The organism is Niallia circulans NBRC 13626, assembly GCF_001591585.1.
Lineage (GTDB): Bacteria > Bacillota > Bacilli > Bacillales > Cytobacillaceae > Niallia > Niallia circulans.
Genome location: NZ_BCVE01000024.1, coordinates 17693 through 34015 on the forward strand (window position 1 = coordinate 17693; position 16323 = coordinate 34015).

Sequence of the window (16323 nt, forward strand, 5' to 3'; positions counted from 1 at the left end):
CTTCTTTACGTTTCATATAAGTCTAGCAGTCTTCTTTGTTTGAAATGCTTCTAAGTAATTCTATGCGACTATTTCACATAAATATTTTTTTCGACATCAGCGAATTATCATTTTATTTTTTACCAAGCCGTCTTTGGGTAAAGCTGGAAATCCATAAACTAATAAAAGCAAATAACAATAATGGAAACATTAATGTTAATGCTAGTGAATTAAGCATAGGCTGCGGCTGGGAACCTGCTCCTTGAAGGACACTGAATACCATAACACTTAGCGTCTGTGTCTTCGGTCCAGAGATTAATAGGATAATGGTAAATGTGCTAAACATACGAATGAAAATATTAATGGCAGAAGCCGTTAACCCAGGGACTAATTGCGGGATAACAATTCTACTAAATAATTTAAATTTAGTTGCACCTAAGGATTCAGCAGCCCATTCCAATCTTGGATCCAGCGATTCCATAAATGGCAGCAAAATGAAAACAGAAAACGGAATACCGACAATTAAGTTAACTAATATTAAGCCAGGAATTGTTTCCGCTAGACCTGTTGAATAAAAAATGGAAGCAACAGGTATGGCATAAACAAGTTCTGGTAAGGTAAAAGGCATCTGAAAGAAACTAATCAAGCCTTCTTTAAAAGGAAAGGACTTACGCCCCAATACATATGCAGTTGGAATACTTAGCAACAATGATATAATGGTCGCAGTTACAACAATTTGTAAAGTTATTTTATAAAAGTGACCTATTTCATAAACCTGCCAAGCCTGAACAAACCAGTCCACTGTGTACCCTGCTGGAAGGAAAGTACCATACCATTCTGTTCCGAAGGCAGTTAGTAATACAGCGATCGTCATACCAATAATGGAGGTGATACATACTATTATTAAAAGCCATGTTAGAAATTTATAGAGCAGTTTTAGTAATCCTGCCACTTTACTATTCTTAGGTACACTTGCTTCCGTAGGATTGTTTATACCACCCTTAATGGTATTCTCCACAATTCTCACTACATTTCACCTCTTTGTTATTTAAATGTACTTGCTGAACCGACGAATCCTCTTTTACGTAAAGCAAACACAATTGCCAGAATTACTAATTGCGTAATTGCCATTACTACAGCAACTGTATTAGCCATACTGTAGTTAAAGTTTCGCATTGCTTCCTCGAAAGCAACTACAGCAAATGTCCTGGTTGCCGATGCAGGATTACCTACAATCACAGCAGAAGTATACACACCAATCTGCATAATAATATTTAAAGCAAATACTCTTAAAACCCCACCACGAATAAGTGGATAAAATACTCGTCTAAATGTAACCCATTCGCTGGCTCCAAGCGATCTGGAAGCTTTTTCTAAATTTGGATCAATGGAATCCATCATCCCAATGAAATTAGTAGCAAGGAATGCCACACCCAAAATAACACAAGCAATAAATGCACCAGTATAGTTATAGACAAGTCTGATTGGCTCATCAATCAGGCCAATTTGTAAAAGAATCGTGTTGAACCAGCCTGTTGGCTTGAAAAATGAAATAATCGCCATATCAATAATTAAGGAGCCTAATGTAAGGGGGAAAATAATTAATCCGGCTATTATTCCTTTGCCCCTCATCTTTCCTCTTATATAATAGGTAATCGCGAAGGCAATAAATAACTCCAGAAATGCTGCTGGAATAATTAAAGCAAGTGTTCGAAAAATGGTTTGATAATAATCTGGGTTTGTAAAAAACTCAATATAGTTACCCATCGTGAAATTAGAGGTTCCATTTTCTTGGAATGTCATCATAATCCCTCTTATTAATGGATAAACAAATATCAAAAGTACTGGGAGCAGACTCGGGAGAAGCATTAAATAATCATTTTTTTTCGGTTTTGCCTGTTGATTCATGTTTTCACCCCTCATCCAAAATAATAATCTTATCGGGATTCAAATAAAGCTTTACTTTTTGGTGTGCCGTATAAGGATCCAGCCCTAAAACACTAGTCTTCAAAACAGAACCATCTTTGATTTTAATTTCATAGCCAGTAGTGCTTCCAACATAATCCCCAACCAATATCTCCCCTTCTATTACATTGGCTCCAATTCGATCATTTGAGACAATTTCAATCATTTCTGGCTTAATTGTTAGAAGTACACTATCGCCTACCTGGTGGCGACCATTTCCTTTTATCTCTAAACGAAGCTTGGAATCTGACTCAAAAATAAGGTAATCATTATTTTTACTGACAATCATTCCTTTAATAAAGTTAGCGTAGCCTAAGAAATTGGCAACAAAGTGATTTTTAGGCTTTCCGAAAATTTCCTTAGGAGTGCCTAGCTGTTGAATTTCTCCTTTAGACATTACTGCTATTTTAGTGGAAAGCGACAATGCTTCTTCTTGATCATGTGTTACATAAATAGTGGTGATCGCTAGTTCATCATGAATTTTTTTTATTTGAATTCGCATATCTTTACGAAGCTTTGCATCCAAATTACTTAATGGTTCATCTAATAATAGAACCTTTGGACGAATAACTAGTGCTCTTGCAAGGGCAACACGCTGCTGCTGTCCTCCACTTAACTCTTTAATAAATCTATTTTCCAGCCCATTTAGCTGAACCATCTCCACCGCCTCTTGCACTCTGCGCCTTTTTTCTTTTTTTTCTACTTTGCGCATATCTAAACCAAATGCGATGTTTTGAGAAACGGTCATATGGGGAAATAATGCGTAGTTCTGAAAAACCATGCCAATATCTCGCCTATTCATAGCAATATGATTAATCGGAGAGCCATTAAATAGAATATCTCCTGAAGTCGGCTCAAGGGTTCCTAATACCATCGATAAAATAGTTGTTTTCCCACAGCCGCTTGGACCAAGGAATGTCATAAATTCGCCGCTCTCAATTGTCAAATTTGCATTATTCACAGCTGTTGATTCACCAAATTGTTTCGTTAAATTCTTGATTTCAACCTTTGTACTTGTCGTGTTCTTGACTGCTTTAGATACTGCCGACTCCGTATTTGCCAATACTGATTGTTCCATACTAATTCCTCCTTATCTCCCTAGTCTCTAGTAAACAAGAGACTAGGGAAAATACTTCCTATTTGAGTGCTTGAATTTTTTCTTCCCAAAGACCGTATAATTCATTGGTCTCTTCTAAGTCTGGGAATAGTATCCATTCTCCGTCTGGAACTTTCATTTTGTCGCCTTCTTTAAACTCAGGCATTACGGCTTCCACGAGAGTTTCATATGATTTTTGATATTTAGGTTCTAGCATATCAGGTGTTGCTAGACTATTTGCTGGAAGGAAGCCTCGAACATATCCTTGTGCCTGTATTTCCTTCGATGTAGCAAACTTTAGAAACTCGAGCGCAGCATTTTTGCGATCTTCTGGTAAATCTTTTACCATTACATAAAATTGAGAATCGATAACTTGTTTGGCATCCTCCAATTTCACAGCTTCAATATGCGGCGGGATAGTTTTAATTGCTTTATTATCCGCATACCAGAATGGGATGTGCGGTACAATATCTACTGCTCCCTCATAGAGAAGATCAAACGAGTCAGATGTTTTTGCTGGGTAGGATTCAATCGTTTCTCCAATTTCTTCTAAATAACTCCACGTTTTATCTAATGAGCTTGGGTTATTTAAATCTTCTCCCATTGCTTGAATAAGACCAAAGAAGAATCCTCGTGCTGGACCACTAGATGGAACTGCAGGGTATGTAAATTTTCCTGGATTTTCTTTAATCCACTCTCTTAATTCTTCATATGTTTTCGGTGGGTTTTTAACTGTTTTTGTGTTATACATCAAGATAGGACCACCAGAACCAGTTGTAACTGGTGCACCATAGCCTTCGAATTTATCAATATACTCCTGACCAATTTCATTCCATTCTGCAGAATGAGTCTCTTCTGAGTATTCGGGTAATATCTTTTCCCATAAGCCTTCTTTAATGCCAAGTGGAAGACCATCTAAACCAGTCACCACTAGATCAATGGTTCCATTTTTACCTTGCGTTTTTATTTTGTTGATTACTTCTTGGGGTGTACCTCGACCATATTCCACGTTGTATTTTCCATCTGTTGCTTCTTCAAACATCGGTATAACAATATCCTTATAGTATTCATCTCCACCAGCGGCCGAATAAATCGTAAGCGTTATTTTACCGTTTTTACCTCCAGAACTTTTTTCAGCTCCTCCGCATGCAGATAGTAATAAACTAATTGTCATGATTATTGTTAAAAAAAGCCATCTATGCTTTTTCAAAATATTCCCCCCAATTCTCCTGTATTATTAATACTCGCAAATAAAAATGCAGAATTGTTACTGGACTAAGATGTATTTTGTTTTGCTTCTAAAAACCACCTCCTTTAAGTAGCAACGGCACCGTATAGTGCTTAAATAATTGCAAGCGATTACAATTATACAAATTCAAGATATTCGTTCTATATCCTTCTTTCATTCAACAAGAATATACTAGTATGGTAGTTAGAAGTTTAATTGTTACTTATCGTACGATTTATGCTTAAAGTTTACTATTCTATTTTGAAAGATCGATGCACTGGTGTGAACAATGGGAGAAATGATTCGTTTTAAAACTACTGTTAAATGAATCTATTTTATTCAAAAGGAGTAGGTTCTTTGGATGATTTTGCTTTCACGATTTAACTTCTACTATTAATCATGATCAATCAGAGGGGTTGTTCCAACCCCCCACTTATTGAAGGGTGACCGAATTGGTCTTTTAAGCGCAGCTGTTCCTCCACCCTGGTTTTCTTTAAATGTAAAAAGTCGATTTTACTGTATAATGCGGGGAAGAGAGGTACTAATTAATAGATCGTTCTATTTTTTTCATCGACAATTCCTGATTTTCTATAAAAATACGTATTAATGCGGTCACGCCATTCTTTCGCATTTTCTAACTGCAGCTGTAAACGTTCTTGTACATTTTCAAAAACCCAATCTTCTACTTTTCCTTCTAATTCATTCCATTTCTTAATAAACATCTCCACTTCTTCTACCCCTTGAAAATGGGTGTTATAAATATGCTGAATGACTGTCTCTCCAGAATGAAGTTTATGTAAGTATGGGACATGGTGGAAAAATAGCAGAAGCTCATCTGGACAATCATCTAATGAGTTGTATCGTTGTGCATTTGGTCCAAAATATTGCCCAGTGTAGCCAGTTCCCGTTTCCATTGTACGATCTACCCCAATTCCATCACGATCTGCAAAGTGATAGGTACCCCATTTGGAATATTCGTATCCGTCAACATTTGGACCATAATGATGATCTGGATTAACCATCCAGCCAACACCAAGGGGTGCCGTATAATGCTCATATGTTTTCCAGGATGAAAGTAAAATATCTTTAACAACACTTGCAACTACTGGATTATTCCCAAATGTTAATTGAATCCATTCATTTGTGATTGTTTCTGTCGTTAAGTCAGGATTCCAGGTTAATCTGCCAAAGCCATAAAGATTGGCCTGTGCTAAAGTATTCCCAGTCCAATTTATATCATTACCAATATTGGAGACAGCAGCAATACCACTATGGCTATAGTTATAAAGTCTGCCAGCTACGATTGATTTTACGGTCGATCCTTCTCCATCCGAATAGGTATCGAACTCTAGCACCTCTTTCCATTGTGGTACTAAATAGCAAACATCCTTCTGTTGACCGGTATATTCCTGCGCAATTTGAAATTCTACTACTTGATTCGTTTCCTTCATGGCGCCTATTAATGGAGAGATTGGTTCCCGTACTTGAAAATCCATGGGTCCATTTTTAATTTGTAAAATGACATTATCAAGGAACTGCCCATCAAGCGGCTTAAAATGATCGTACGCAGCTCTGGCACGATCTGTTTTTCTGTCACGCCAATCCTGTACGCAATTATAGACAAAACAACGCCATACTACTTTTCCATTAAAAGGCTGTAATGCTCGTGCTAAAACATTTGCCCCCTCGACATGGCCTCTGCCATAACTGAATGGTCCCGGTCTGCCCTCTGAATCCGCCTTTACCACAAAACCGCCGAAATCAGGGATATAGCGATAAATTTCTTCTGCCTTTCTCGCCCACCACTTTTCTACCTCTTGATCAAGTGGATCAGCAGTCGTCAAGTTTCCTAACTCTATTGGACTAGCAAAGTTTATACTCAAATAGGTAGTGATTCCATAAGACCTTAAAATATTTGCTACTTCTTTTACTTTAGGTAAAAACTCTTTTGTAAGCAGTTTCGTTTCTACCTTCCACACATTGACATTATTAATGGAAATAGCATTGACACCTACAGATGACAAAAGGCGAGCATAATCCTTTACCCTTGTTAAGTCCTCATTGAAGTCATTATCATTAAAAAAGATCGATTTTCCAGAATAACCACGTTCAATGGATCCGTTCATGTTATCCCATTGATTCATCATCCTCAACTGATTTTTCGGTGCTTCCTTTATTTCTAAGCCAATTAGCGGTTCTTCTTGCTGTAAAATCCTTAAGAAATGAAAAGCTGCATATAATGCGCCTCTATCTGTTTTTCCGATTAGTAGCATCTGTTTATTATCATCAGTGGTTTTTAATACATAGCCTTCATCATTTAAGTCATCAAATAACGTGGATGAGATGCCATAATCATTTAAGTTAACGCTTTCATATGTACCTAAAATAATAGAGCTTTTCATTGAATTATATGGTTGAAGAGTTGGATTAACGTCTAGCATGGATTTAAATCCATTCTGGAGTTCCCTTGCAGCAGAATTAATCATGGCTGTATCTCCTGCTATTCCAATCGTAGAGGTGATATTACTGTATTGATGAGCGTTTTCTATTTTACGATACTGCAGCCAACAATGATAACTATTGGTTACGAATTGTTGATTTTCTTTATCCACCATTTTTTCCATTTACATAACCCTCCTATAATTAACCAATACAGCTTGATTAAAATTCTGTGAAAAGGCTAGATTAAATCCTGTTAATTTTAACGAAAATAATCAGGATATGTCTTCTTTAGTTCCTCTTTTTCAAAGTTAACTAAGTTTAAATGTATCCCTATTAGTTTTTCTGCTTCGTTTGTTTTCTTTTCCTTTATAAAATGAAAGATATCTTTATGCTGAGAAACAAGCATATCCCATTCCAGATTGGATTCCAATCGAAGAACACGCAAGCGGTCAAAGTGACTATTCATTTTTCTAATCATCTTCCAAGTTCTCAGCTTGTTGCATCCTTCAAATAATAAACGATGGAACTGATCATCCAATTCCAATAATTGATGGCAGGATTGATTTTTTAAGCATAATTCCTGCATGGCAATATTAGATTCCAATTTAAATAACTGCTCTTGTTTAAAAACCTGACAAGCTTCTTTCACAACTGCTTTCTCCATATTTTCCCGGACAAACCTTGCTTCTTCCACAAGCTCTAAATCAATCAAGGAAACAATCGTACCAATTTGCGGATATATCCCCAGCAAATCTTCTTGTGAGAGCTTTAAGAAAGCTTCTCTTACCGGAGTGCGACTTACATTTAACTCACTTGCGATTTCTTGTTCAGAAATCTTTAGCCCTGGTTTTAACTCTAATTCTGTAATTCTATTTTTTAATGATTCATACACAAAATCCCTCGTAGAGATATTTTCCTTTTTCCGAATCGTAACGATTATACTCACCTTTTCCTCGGTATCCTAATTATACTAGTATGGTAGTTCGTATTTTCATTATAGAAGGTCTCCACTGGAATTTCAATCCCCTTTATTAGATTAATTTTTCATTTCTGACTATTTTAACTTTTATGGATAAAGGGAAAATAGGCGGTTGCCATTTTGAATCAAGAATTAAAATTTTTTAAAATCATAATTTATATTCTATTTTGCTCATTAATGGCTTTTTTCAGTTGCTTTAAACTATGATCGGTAGCATTAAAACAACTCCCATATTAATAGGGAGTTCTCTACCATCTTATTTTTGCTTTTTCATATACTCCAATACTTCTTTATCAATTAGACCTATCTTTTGTTCTCTTTCTTCAAAATTCTCCGTATGAATATAGCTTTTTAGTGCGTCTAATATTTTTGTGGTCGTTTCGTTTAGATAGCCTAATCTTTGTAAGTGAATCGTAAGTTCTTCTTTGGTCTTTCCTTCTATCGATACAATATTTTCTGGTTTAGATGGGGCGAAATAGAGCTGTTGTAATTGGTAGATACGTGTAAGTTCTTTAATTGGCTCTTCGTGATCTTCTACCCGCAAGTCAATATAACGATCATTGAAGCCGCCATAGCCTCCTTTTTCCTTTACCACAAGAAGTGCTGCTGATTGCTGTCCCCTGCTGTCGCCGCCTGCATCCTGACCTGCTTGCAATGCTGCAAGTAGTCGCACTGCCAAGCTTCCTTCCGTTTGTTGAAAAATAGCCCCCATGTCCTTTACTGTATTTTCATCCACGAGAATATTTCCTTGGGCTGCAAAATGAGGACCCGTTACTCCTCCTGCCCAGTCATAACATTCGCTTCCAGTGAAGGTTGCCGCATTGCCATTTGCATCAATAAAACCAACCTGTCTTTGTTCTCTTCCAGGATCTTGTGCTAATAACTCATGCAATGCCTCCTCTGCCGACCTTCCTTCCTCCATTAAACGCAAGCCTTCTGGACCAAAGGATGTGTTTGCATAAGATTGCGTTGCTACTGCTCCCGCGCCTGCTTTTGCCCATGGAACAACGGCTCCAACACCAAGAAACTTAGATTGGACTGCAATCCCCCATTCCTTCTCCTCTGGATCAAAGCCAACAATCGAAAATGTCATTATACAACCTCCTCCTTCATTTAAGCCAAGAATATTGCTCCATACACTAGGGAACCCGCTATTACATATGCTGGATGAATCTTTACCTTTTCCAATAAAATCAAGCTGATAGCACCTATAAATACAGTTTGCAAGATTCCTATTCCATGATAGGAATTCTGAAAAAAGCTAATCGTCATCATGGCAAGTAAGACAGCAATCACAGGTCTCACTAAGTTTGTCAGCAAACTCACTTTAGGTGAATCTTTAAAATTCATTAACAGCCGTAATAAGGCAATCATTAATAATAAGGACGGGGCAACCGTTGCAAAGACCCCAATACTCGCACCAATTATTCCACCTTCTTGAAATCCAATATAGCCTGCCATTTTAGTCGCAATCGGACCTGGCAATGCATTTCCCATTGCCAGTATTTCACTAAATTCATTTTCGGTTACCCAGCCATACCGATCGACCACTTCGTTTTCCACTAAGGGGATCGATGCTGGTCCACCTCCATAGCCGAGAATACCTGGAAGAAAGAATGCCCAAAAAATATGCCAATAGATCATGATGCCTTCACCTCTTTAACTTCCTCTTTCTGCTTCTTGCTAAGTAAAGAAACGACAATGACAATTCCTATGACAATCGCAGGATGGATTTGGAGAAGGACTAAAAGAATAAGACTTGCGGCCATCAACCCAATCGTCAGCTTCTGCCGAAAATGACTATTTACTTTCTTTAGAAAGTCTACTGTCAATACTCCTAGCATTACACCAACCACAGGAACAACAGCCTTTGTCATTCCTAATACCCAAGGCTTATCTTTAAAGGAATTTAAAAAAGTTAATAATACAATCATTAATAGTATCGTCGGAACAACCGATGCAATAATAGCGTTTATCATCCCGAATACACCCTTTACTTGCCAGCCAATATAACCAGCCATTTTGGTGGCAATTGGGCCTGGCAACGCATTTCCTAATGCCAAAACATCAGAAAACTCATCATCTGTCATCCATTTATATTTATCCACTACTTCCTTTTTCACAAGAGGAATTGAAGAAGGACCACCGCCATATCCTAAAATCCCTACCCGAAAAAAAGCAAGAAATAGATGCCAATGTGTCATAAACTCAACAACCTTTCTGCAGCTTTACCAGGAGGCAATCGTTCCATCTGTTCTTGATTCTGTTCCTCCAATTAATACACCTGTTTCTTCATCTCTCCAGATAATCTGTCCTCTGCCGAAATGTCCAAACTCTGTAGCCGTTTGAATCTCATGTCCCCTCCTTGCAAGTGCTTGAGCTAAATAGTTAGGAAAATGCGGCTCTACTAGTATCTTCTTCCCTTCCGTCCACTGCCAGCGCGGTGCATCTAAAGCCGCTTGTGGATTCAAATGAAAGTCGATTGTATTGGTGACAATTTGAAAATGACCTTGTGGCTGCATATAACCGCCCATCACCCCAAAAGGTCCGATTGGCTTATTATCTTTCGTAAGGAATCCAGGAATAATTGTATGATAGGTTCTTTTCCCCGGTTTTAATGCATTGGGATGGGCTGGATCAAGGGAAAAATCATGCCCCCTGTTTTGCATGCTAATCCCTGTTCCGGGAATGACAATTCCTGAGCCGAAGCCCATGTAATTACTTTGAATATAGGAAATCATATTTCCTTCTTCATCTGCTGCGGCTAAGTAAACCGTTCCTCCCTTTGGAGGTGATAGTGGTTCAGGAGTAATAGCTTGATCGCCAATTTTTTCTCTTCTTAAAGCAGCATATTCTTCGCTTAATAATTCCTTTACTGTATGAGGCATTTCCTTTTCATCGGTAATAAATGCTTTCCCATCTGTAAATGCAAGCTTCATTGCTTCTATATGTTTATGGTATGTATCAACGGAATCCTTCTCTGTTAACTTGAAGCCTTTAGCAATATTAAGTGCCATTAATGCAACCAAACCTTGCCCATTCGGCGGAATTTCCCAAACATCATAGCCTTTATAAGAAACAGAAATTGGCTCCACCCATTCAGGATAATAGCGCTCTAAATCTTCTTTTTGAAGATAGCCATTATGCTCTTTCATAAACTGTGCTATTTTATCAGCTAATTCTCCACGATAAAAGCTTTCTGCATTTGTTTCTGCAATAGAGCGCAATGTAGAAGCATGACCTGGTGATGACCAAATCTCCCCGATTTGCGGTGCTTTTCCATTAGGAGTAAACGTATCAAACCAAGGCTTATATTCATCACCTTGAAAACTTTCTTTAAAGCGATTATAGGAAAGATCCCAATACTTTCCGAGAGTCGGGCTGACTGGATAGCCTTCTTCGGCCAGACGAATAGCTGGTGCCAATGTTTCTTTCAAAGGTAATTTTCCAAACTTTTCTGAAAGTGATGACCAGGCAGATGGAGCACCTGGCACTGTTACCGGAATAACACCATGGGTTGGTATCTTTTCTAGCCCCTTTGCTTTTAACGCATCAATGGAAATGGAACTTGGTGCAGGTCCACTTGCATTTAATCCATGCAGCTTATCCTTGACCCATACAAGCGCAAATGCATCTCCCCCGATTCCATTAGAAGTTGGTTCCACTACTGTTAATGCTGCGGCGGCTGCAATTGCTGCGTCAATCGCATTTCCGCCCTTTTGTAAAATCTCTAAACCAGCTTGAGCAGCAAGAGGCTGCGATGTAGCAACCATTCCCTTTTTTGCAAAAACAGTATTTCGCTGGGAAGGATAAGGGTGATACAAGTAATCTAGTTTCATCTTAATTCAATTCCTTTCCGACATAATGACAGGCAACAAAATGATCCGCTTCTGCTTCTTGCCACTTTGGCTTTACTTGTTTACATAGATCTGTTGCTATCGGACAGCGTGTATGAAATGGGCAGCCAGAAGGAGGATGAGCCGGATTAGGAATTTCTCCTGTTAAGCGAATTCTTTGCCCTTTTGCTCCCATTTTAGGACGTGGAATCGAGGATAACAACGCTTTAGTATAAGGATGAAGCGGATTTTCGTATAATTTTTCCGAAGAAGCAAGCTCCACTGTATTTCCTAAATACATAACTAAAACCCGATCACAGAAATAGCGAACAACCCCTAAGTCATGTGAGATAAATAGATAGGTTAATTGATATCCACTTTCATCTTTCACAAGGAAATCAAATCACTTTATTTGATTAACAAACGAAAGCAAATGATTAATATTCATGATTATAAGACAGTTACAAACAGAATTCTAGTTATTTTTCTAAAAAATTTAATAATTTTATATATTCAATATTTACAGAAAACAAGAAAACCTTTTCGTACCTCTAAAATTTATTTTATCGAAATAATAATATGTTTTTCACAAAGTAGTGGAGGGAAATTACTATAAGCATGAGAGGTGAATTAATTTAATAATCATTCGTTTTTTAGTATTTTTATACTTCCATTATTTTCTTATAGTAATTTAATTGCTTGAATTCTTCTTAATTTAGTAGAGATATAAAAAGATTAATACTATTTCAAGAAAGTAAATACGTTTATATTTTTTGTTGGGGATTTTTTTAAAAGAATTTGTAAATTTTCTTGGAGAGAATTGGTTGAGCTTTCTATTATTATACAATTAAGCTATATAAAAAGGTTGATTGGCTAGAAAGCTTCTATAGTGGCAAGCAAGTGTTTTTACATGTAGTTCATTTATGTGAATTGGTTTGAAGGAGGGTTTATGGTAATTATCCGTTATACTCTGTTTTCGTCGGGGAGCGGAGGACACTAGACAAGCAGAAGAAAGCCAATGCCCACCATATTTCTTTTCTTATTATGGTGCAAAGTCAATTTGCCCAGTAAACAATAGGATAAAAATGATTATCCAAAATATAAACAAAGAGGAGGAAAGTATTAAAGATATAACAGGGAGTATCTTTTTCTCTGTCTTCTTCAACAAGGCAATTATCGATAATAGGATTCCTGCACCCGTAAGAAAAAATGTGATATAGTCGCCAGCCAAATTTCCGTTATTAGCTATTCTTGTCGGTGTGACAAAAACAATAAAGACGCAAATAATACCAATGGCAAGAGCAATATAACTAATTATACTGTACTTTTTTGGTGTGTTAATTTTATTTTCCAAATATAAACAACCTTTCTAATTTTTATAATATACATGTATTTTATCATTATTTTCCTTAATTATGGAAATTAATTCGGAGAGACGTTGGAAAAAAAGAGGACAATAAAATACCAAACAAAAGATTAACATAATAAATTTGATCTTTGTTTGGTATTTACATCAAATTTTTAAACCATTTCTACTTTTAAACCTTCTTAAAAGAATATGACTTTCTACTCTTGTGATGCCTTCTAAGGAATATAATTCGTTGTTTGTAAAGCTTTCTAGTGCTTCGAAGTCTTCAACGAGAACATGCATATGTAAGGTGCTTGGACCCGTCATTTGATAGCAGCTGGCCACAACAGGATTTTCTGCTAGTGTTTGGGCTACTTGAATGAGGGAAGCTGGTTCGCAGTCTACTTCAAAAAAGGCAGAAACTGTTTTGCCTACTTTTTCCGAATTGATAACAGCACTGAATTTTTCAATCACTCCATTTTCGATTAGTTGGCTGACTCGCTCTCTTATAGCCACGCGGGATAATTGCAGCTCTTTGCCAATTTCCACATAGGAAAGCCTGCCATTTTCTGTAAGTAATTCTAATATTTTTTTGTCTATTGCATCTAATTTCATTTAATCACCACGCATCTTCTGTTTTAAAATATGCTTCATTATAGCTTGTAGATTGGAAATAAGGAAGTTCTTTTTAGAATTTTCTAACCTTTAAAGGGGATGACAAAATCGGATGAAATATTTGGTTGAAATGTCTATTGACTTATGGGGTTTTAACGGATTATTCTCGTGTATTATATAAACAATAAAATAAAGCCTGCAATGTTTCACTGCAGGCTTTATCTTTATTATTGAGCTTCAATTAGACCGTATTTTCCATCTTTTCGTTTATAGACGATATTGGTGTTATTTGTTTCTGCGTCTGTATAAACGAAAAAGTTATGGCCTAGTAAATCCATTTGCAGGATTGCTTCTTCACTATCCATTGGTTTTAGATTGAAGCGTTTTTGGCGGACAATTTCTAGCTCCTGTTCTTCTTCCTCCACATTTGGTGTGCTTTCGTAAGAACCAAATAGTTCATTCAGATTTCCTTTTTCTCTATGCTTACGATTTACTTTTGTTTTATGTTTTCTTATTTGTCTTTCTAATTTATCAGAGATTAAATCAATAGCTGCATACATATCCATATGATCTTCTTCTGCACGTAACAGCAACTGGGACATTGGAATTGTAACCTCTACCTTGGAAGTTTTATCATTGTACGTTTTTAAATTTACATTTACTTGTGCATCTGGTGATTCAGAAAAATATCTTTCTAATTTAGAGATTTTCTTTTCGACATACTCTCTAATTGCTGGAGTTACCTCAATGTTTTCTCCTCTAATGTTGAAATTCATAAGTTACTCCTCCTTTATAGTTTCCAGTGCAAGTCTTATTTTTTCCTTATAGTAAATGAAAATATACCATATAAGGAATCATTTTGACTATACTATCTATTTCTATCATACCCTGGCAAAATCCTGCTAAAACGATAAGAAATTTCGACAAAATTGTGAACTTTTTAAATACAAACGCTTACTATTATTCTATCGAAAATTATTTTCAGCAAATTTTTATGTTAGAAAATGTTTCAAAACGATTAACAGCGGTTATATATACACCATAATCAAAACGTATAGCTCGTACGATAATAAAGTGACTGATTACTTAGTAAAAGAACTAGTTCTTTGAAAAAAGAAGATAGGCAAGTGTTAGTATAACCATTATTTTCTATTTCAAAAGTAGAGGCTATTGAAGTTATATATCTATACAAAGATTCTCCCTTTTGAAAAACATTTCGACATAATGTAAGAGAAGAAGCCTATATTCCTAACAATAGATGGAATTATGAGTATTACTTATTCGGTCGGTGTCGAGTTTTAGCGAAATTAATCAAAATATTTTTACAATTCAATGTTTTATATTTGCTACAATGAACACATTAAGAATTTAACCTGGAGGTAAAAGAATGAGTGAAGCAATATTACAAAATCAGCCTGAATTAGAATTAAAAGAAATGGAAGAGGAAGAGTACTATTACAAGTTGTGGGAAGACGATCGTTTATAGGCCGAAATAGATCTACTTGATACGAAAAGGAAGAACATTTGCTTTTTTAAGAAGTGTTCTTAAAATTTGAAATCTTCCTGGTAAAATAAGTAATAAATTACTTTCTTTTGAATTTCTAACAAATGAACTTTGATAACGCATACTGGAGGGATCTATTTTGAATAAAAAATGTATTGCAATGCTATTGGCTGGCGGAAGAGGGACAAGACTAAAAAAACTAACAGAAGAATTAGCAAAACCGGCAGTACCCTTTGGGGGAAAATACCGTATTGTTGATTTTACATTAAGTAATTGCCGTAATTCAGGAATAGATACTGTTGGTGTATTAACACAATATCAGCCGCATGTACTGCAAAATTACATTAAAGACGGAAAAGATTGGGATTTGGACAGCAGAGATGGCGGACTAAGCATCCTCCCTCCATACCAATGTGGTACAGAAGAACGCTGGTATGATGGTACAGCCCATGCTATCTATCAAAATATATCCTATATTGACCAGTATAACCCGGATTATGTTCTCGTTATTTCTGGTGACCATATTTACAAAATGGATTATAATTTAATGCTGCAGCAGCATATCAAAACAGGGGCAGATGCAACAATTTCTGTTACGGAGGTTCCTTGGGAGGAAGCAAATCGTTTCGGTATTATGAACACAGATGGCACCAATAATCGAATCGTCGACTTTGAAGAAAAGCCATCTAATCCTAAATCAAATCTAGCTTCCATGGGTGTATATATTTTCAAATGGAAAACGCTTAAATCCTATCTACAAAAAGAAGAAAAGAACGAATTATCTTCTAAGGACTTTGGAAAAGATATTATTCCTGCCATGCTGACAGATAACCGCAAACTACACGCTTACACATTTAAAGGTTATTGGAAGGACGTTGGGACAATCGACAGCTTCTGGGAAGCAAATATGGACTTATTATCAAAGGAAAGCAATATCTTTCTAAATGACAAAGACTGGACCGTATTTACCCACGAACAGTGCTACGCCCCGTCCTATATCGAATCTTCCGCTACCGTAAATCGCTCCATTATCAGTGAAGGCTGCGAAATTTATGGAACTGTTGAAAACTCTGTTATCTTCAATGATGTCATTATCGGAAAAGGATCAATCGTCAAAGATTCCGTACTCCTACCTGGAACCGTTATCGGCGAAAATGCTGTCATTGAAAAAAGCGTAACAGCATGCAATGTAACAGTGGGAGATCACAGCATTATTGCACCAAAGGACGCTGATTCAGAAATTATTTTGATCGGTGAAAGTATGGAGAATAAACAGACCCGTGTTGGGTTGTCGAGAGTGATTTGAATATAATATCAAATAAAAATGTTGT

General features: G+C 36.6%; 14 protein-coding genes and 1 pseudogene. 1 reads left to right on the forward strand and 14 read right to left on the reverse strand.

Going from position 1 to position 16323, the window contains the following annotated elements; translation table 11 throughout:
- Positions 1 to 112: 112 nt before the first annotated feature.
- The 14 genes and pseudogenes from BCI01S_RS20805 to hpf all read right to left on the reverse strand — a co-directional run bounded on the left by BCI01S_RS20805 (position 113) and on the right by hpf (position 14264).
- Positions 113 to 1006, reverse strand: coding sequence for an ABC transporter permease (locus BCI01S_RS20805; protein ID WP_047943901.1), 894 nt, complete (start codon positions 1004 to 1006; stop codon positions 113 to 115).
- A gap of 17 nt (positions 1007 to 1023) precedes the next feature.
- Complete coding sequence (locus BCI01S_RS20810) at positions 1024 to 1887, reverse strand: ABC transporter permease (RefSeq protein ID WP_061800928.1); 864 nt, start codon at positions 1885 to 1887, stop codon at positions 1024 to 1026.
- Between the two features lie 4 nt (positions 1888 to 1891).
- Positions 1892 to 3022: an ABC transporter ATP-binding protein gene (locus BCI01S_RS20815; protein WP_061800929.1), complete on the reverse strand. Its 1131-nt coding sequence runs from the start codon at positions 3020 to 3022 to the stop codon at positions 1892 to 1894.
- Between the two features lie 58 nt (positions 3023 to 3080).
- Positions 3081 to 4250: an extracellular solute-binding protein gene (locus tag BCI01S_RS20820; RefSeq protein WP_061800930.1), complete on the reverse strand. Its 1170-nt coding sequence runs from the start codon at positions 4248 to 4250 to the stop codon at positions 3081 to 3083.
- Between the two features lie 563 nt (positions 4251 to 4813).
- A complete protein-coding gene (locus BCI01S_RS20825; protein WP_144546087.1) occupies positions 4814 to 6892 on the reverse strand; it encodes an alpha-glucuronidase family glycosyl hydrolase in 2079 nt (692 codons plus the stop codon).
- 77 nt (positions 6893 to 6969) lie between these two features.
- A complete protein-coding gene (locus BCI01S_RS20830; RefSeq protein ID WP_235844546.1) occupies positions 6970 to 7656 on the reverse strand; it encodes a GntR family transcriptional regulator in 687 nt (228 codons plus the stop codon).
- A 289-nt stretch (positions 7657 to 7945) separates the two neighbouring features.
- On the reverse strand, positions 7946 to 8782 hold the full coding sequence (locus BCI01S_RS20835) for a DUF1028 domain-containing protein (protein ID WP_047943898.1): 837 nt from the start codon (positions 8780 to 8782) through the stop codon (positions 7946 to 7948).
- Positions 8783 to 8802: 20 nt separating this feature from the next.
- Positions 8803 to 9333: a chromate transporter gene (locus tag BCI01S_RS20840; protein WP_047943897.1), complete on the reverse strand. Its 531-nt coding sequence runs from the start codon at positions 9331 to 9333 to the stop codon at positions 8803 to 8805.
- Positions 9330 to 9893, reverse strand: coding sequence for a chromate transporter (locus tag BCI01S_RS20845; protein WP_061800931.1), 564 nt, complete (start codon positions 9891 to 9893; stop codon positions 9330 to 9332). Before BCI01S_RS20845 ends, BCI01S_RS20840 begins: the two co-directional genes overlap by 4 nt.
- A 24-nt stretch (positions 9894 to 9917) precedes the next feature.
- Positions 9918 to 11528 (reverse strand): gamma-glutamyltransferase family protein, encoded by a 1611-nt coding sequence (locus BCI01S_RS20850; protein WP_061800932.1) that lies wholly within the window; start codon positions 11526 to 11528, stop codon positions 9918 to 9920.
- Position 11529: 1 nt separating this feature from the next.
- Positions 11530 to 11898, reverse strand: a pseudogene (locus BCI01S_RS20855) (oligopeptide/dipeptide ABC transporter ATP-binding protein); the annotation flags it as partial.
- Positions 11899 to 12567: 669 nt separating this feature from the next.
- Complete coding sequence (locus tag BCI01S_RS20860; RefSeq protein WP_061800933.1) at positions 12568 to 12879, reverse strand: hypothetical protein; 312 nt, start codon at positions 12877 to 12879, stop codon at positions 12568 to 12570.
- 159 nt (positions 12880 to 13038) lie between these two features.
- A complete protein-coding gene (locus BCI01S_RS20865; RefSeq protein WP_061800934.1) occupies positions 13039 to 13488 on the reverse strand; it encodes an Lrp/AsnC family transcriptional regulator in 450 nt (149 codons plus the stop codon).
- Positions 13489 to 13715: 227 nt separating this feature from the next.
- A complete protein-coding gene (gene hpf / locus BCI01S_RS20870; RefSeq protein WP_047943892.1) occupies positions 13716 to 14264 on the reverse strand; it encodes a ribosome hibernation-promoting factor, HPF/YfiA family in 549 nt (182 codons plus the stop codon).
- Positions 14265 to 15128: 864 nt separating this feature from the next.
- Between hpf and BCI01S_RS20875 the strand changes: the two genes are divergently transcribed.
- Positions 15129 to 16298: a glucose-1-phosphate adenylyltransferase gene (locus BCI01S_RS20875; protein WP_156485474.1), complete on the forward strand. Its 1170-nt coding sequence runs from the start codon at positions 15129 to 15131 to the stop codon at positions 16296 to 16298.
- The last annotated feature ends 25 nt before the right edge of the window (positions 16299 to 16323 follow it).

What these genes read in the sequence shown, in the direction of transcription:
- BCI01S_RS20825 (WP_144546087.1), bottom strand. Translation starts at nt 6,892, where the DNA reads ATGGAAAAAATGGTGGATAAAGAAAATCAACAATTCGTAACCAATAGT.
- BCI01S_RS20845 (WP_061800931.1), bottom strand. Translation starts at nt 9,893, where the DNA reads ATGACACATTGGCATCTATTTCTTGCTTTTTTTCGGGTAGGGATTTTA.
- BCI01S_RS20865 (WP_061800934.1), bottom strand. Translation starts at nt 13,488, where the DNA reads ATGAAATTAGATGCAATAGACAAAAAAATATTAGAATTACTTACAGAA.
- BCI01S_RS20810 (WP_061800928.1), bottom strand. Translation starts at nt 1,887, where the DNA reads ATGAATCAACAGGCAAAACCGAAAAAAAATGATTATTTAATGCTTCTC.
- BCI01S_RS20815 (WP_061800929.1), bottom strand. Translation starts at nt 3,022, where the DNA reads ATGGAACAATCAGTATTGGCAAATACGGAGTCGGCAGTATCTAAAGCA.
- hpf (WP_047943892.1), bottom strand. Translation starts at nt 14,264, where the DNA reads ATGAATTTCAACATTAGAGGAGAAAACATTGAGGTAACTCCAGCAATT.
- BCI01S_RS20840 (WP_047943897.1), bottom strand. Translation starts at nt 9,333, where the DNA reads ATGATCTATTGGCATATTTTTTGGGCATTCTTTCTTCCAGGTATTCTC.
- BCI01S_RS20850 (WP_061800932.1), bottom strand. Translation starts at nt 11,528, where the DNA reads ATGAAACTAGATTACTTGTATCACCCTTATCCTTCCCAGCGAAATACT.
- BCI01S_RS20835 (WP_047943898.1), bottom strand. Translation starts at nt 8,782, where the DNA reads ATGACATTTTCGATTGTTGGCTTTGATCCAGAGGAGAAGGAATGGGGG.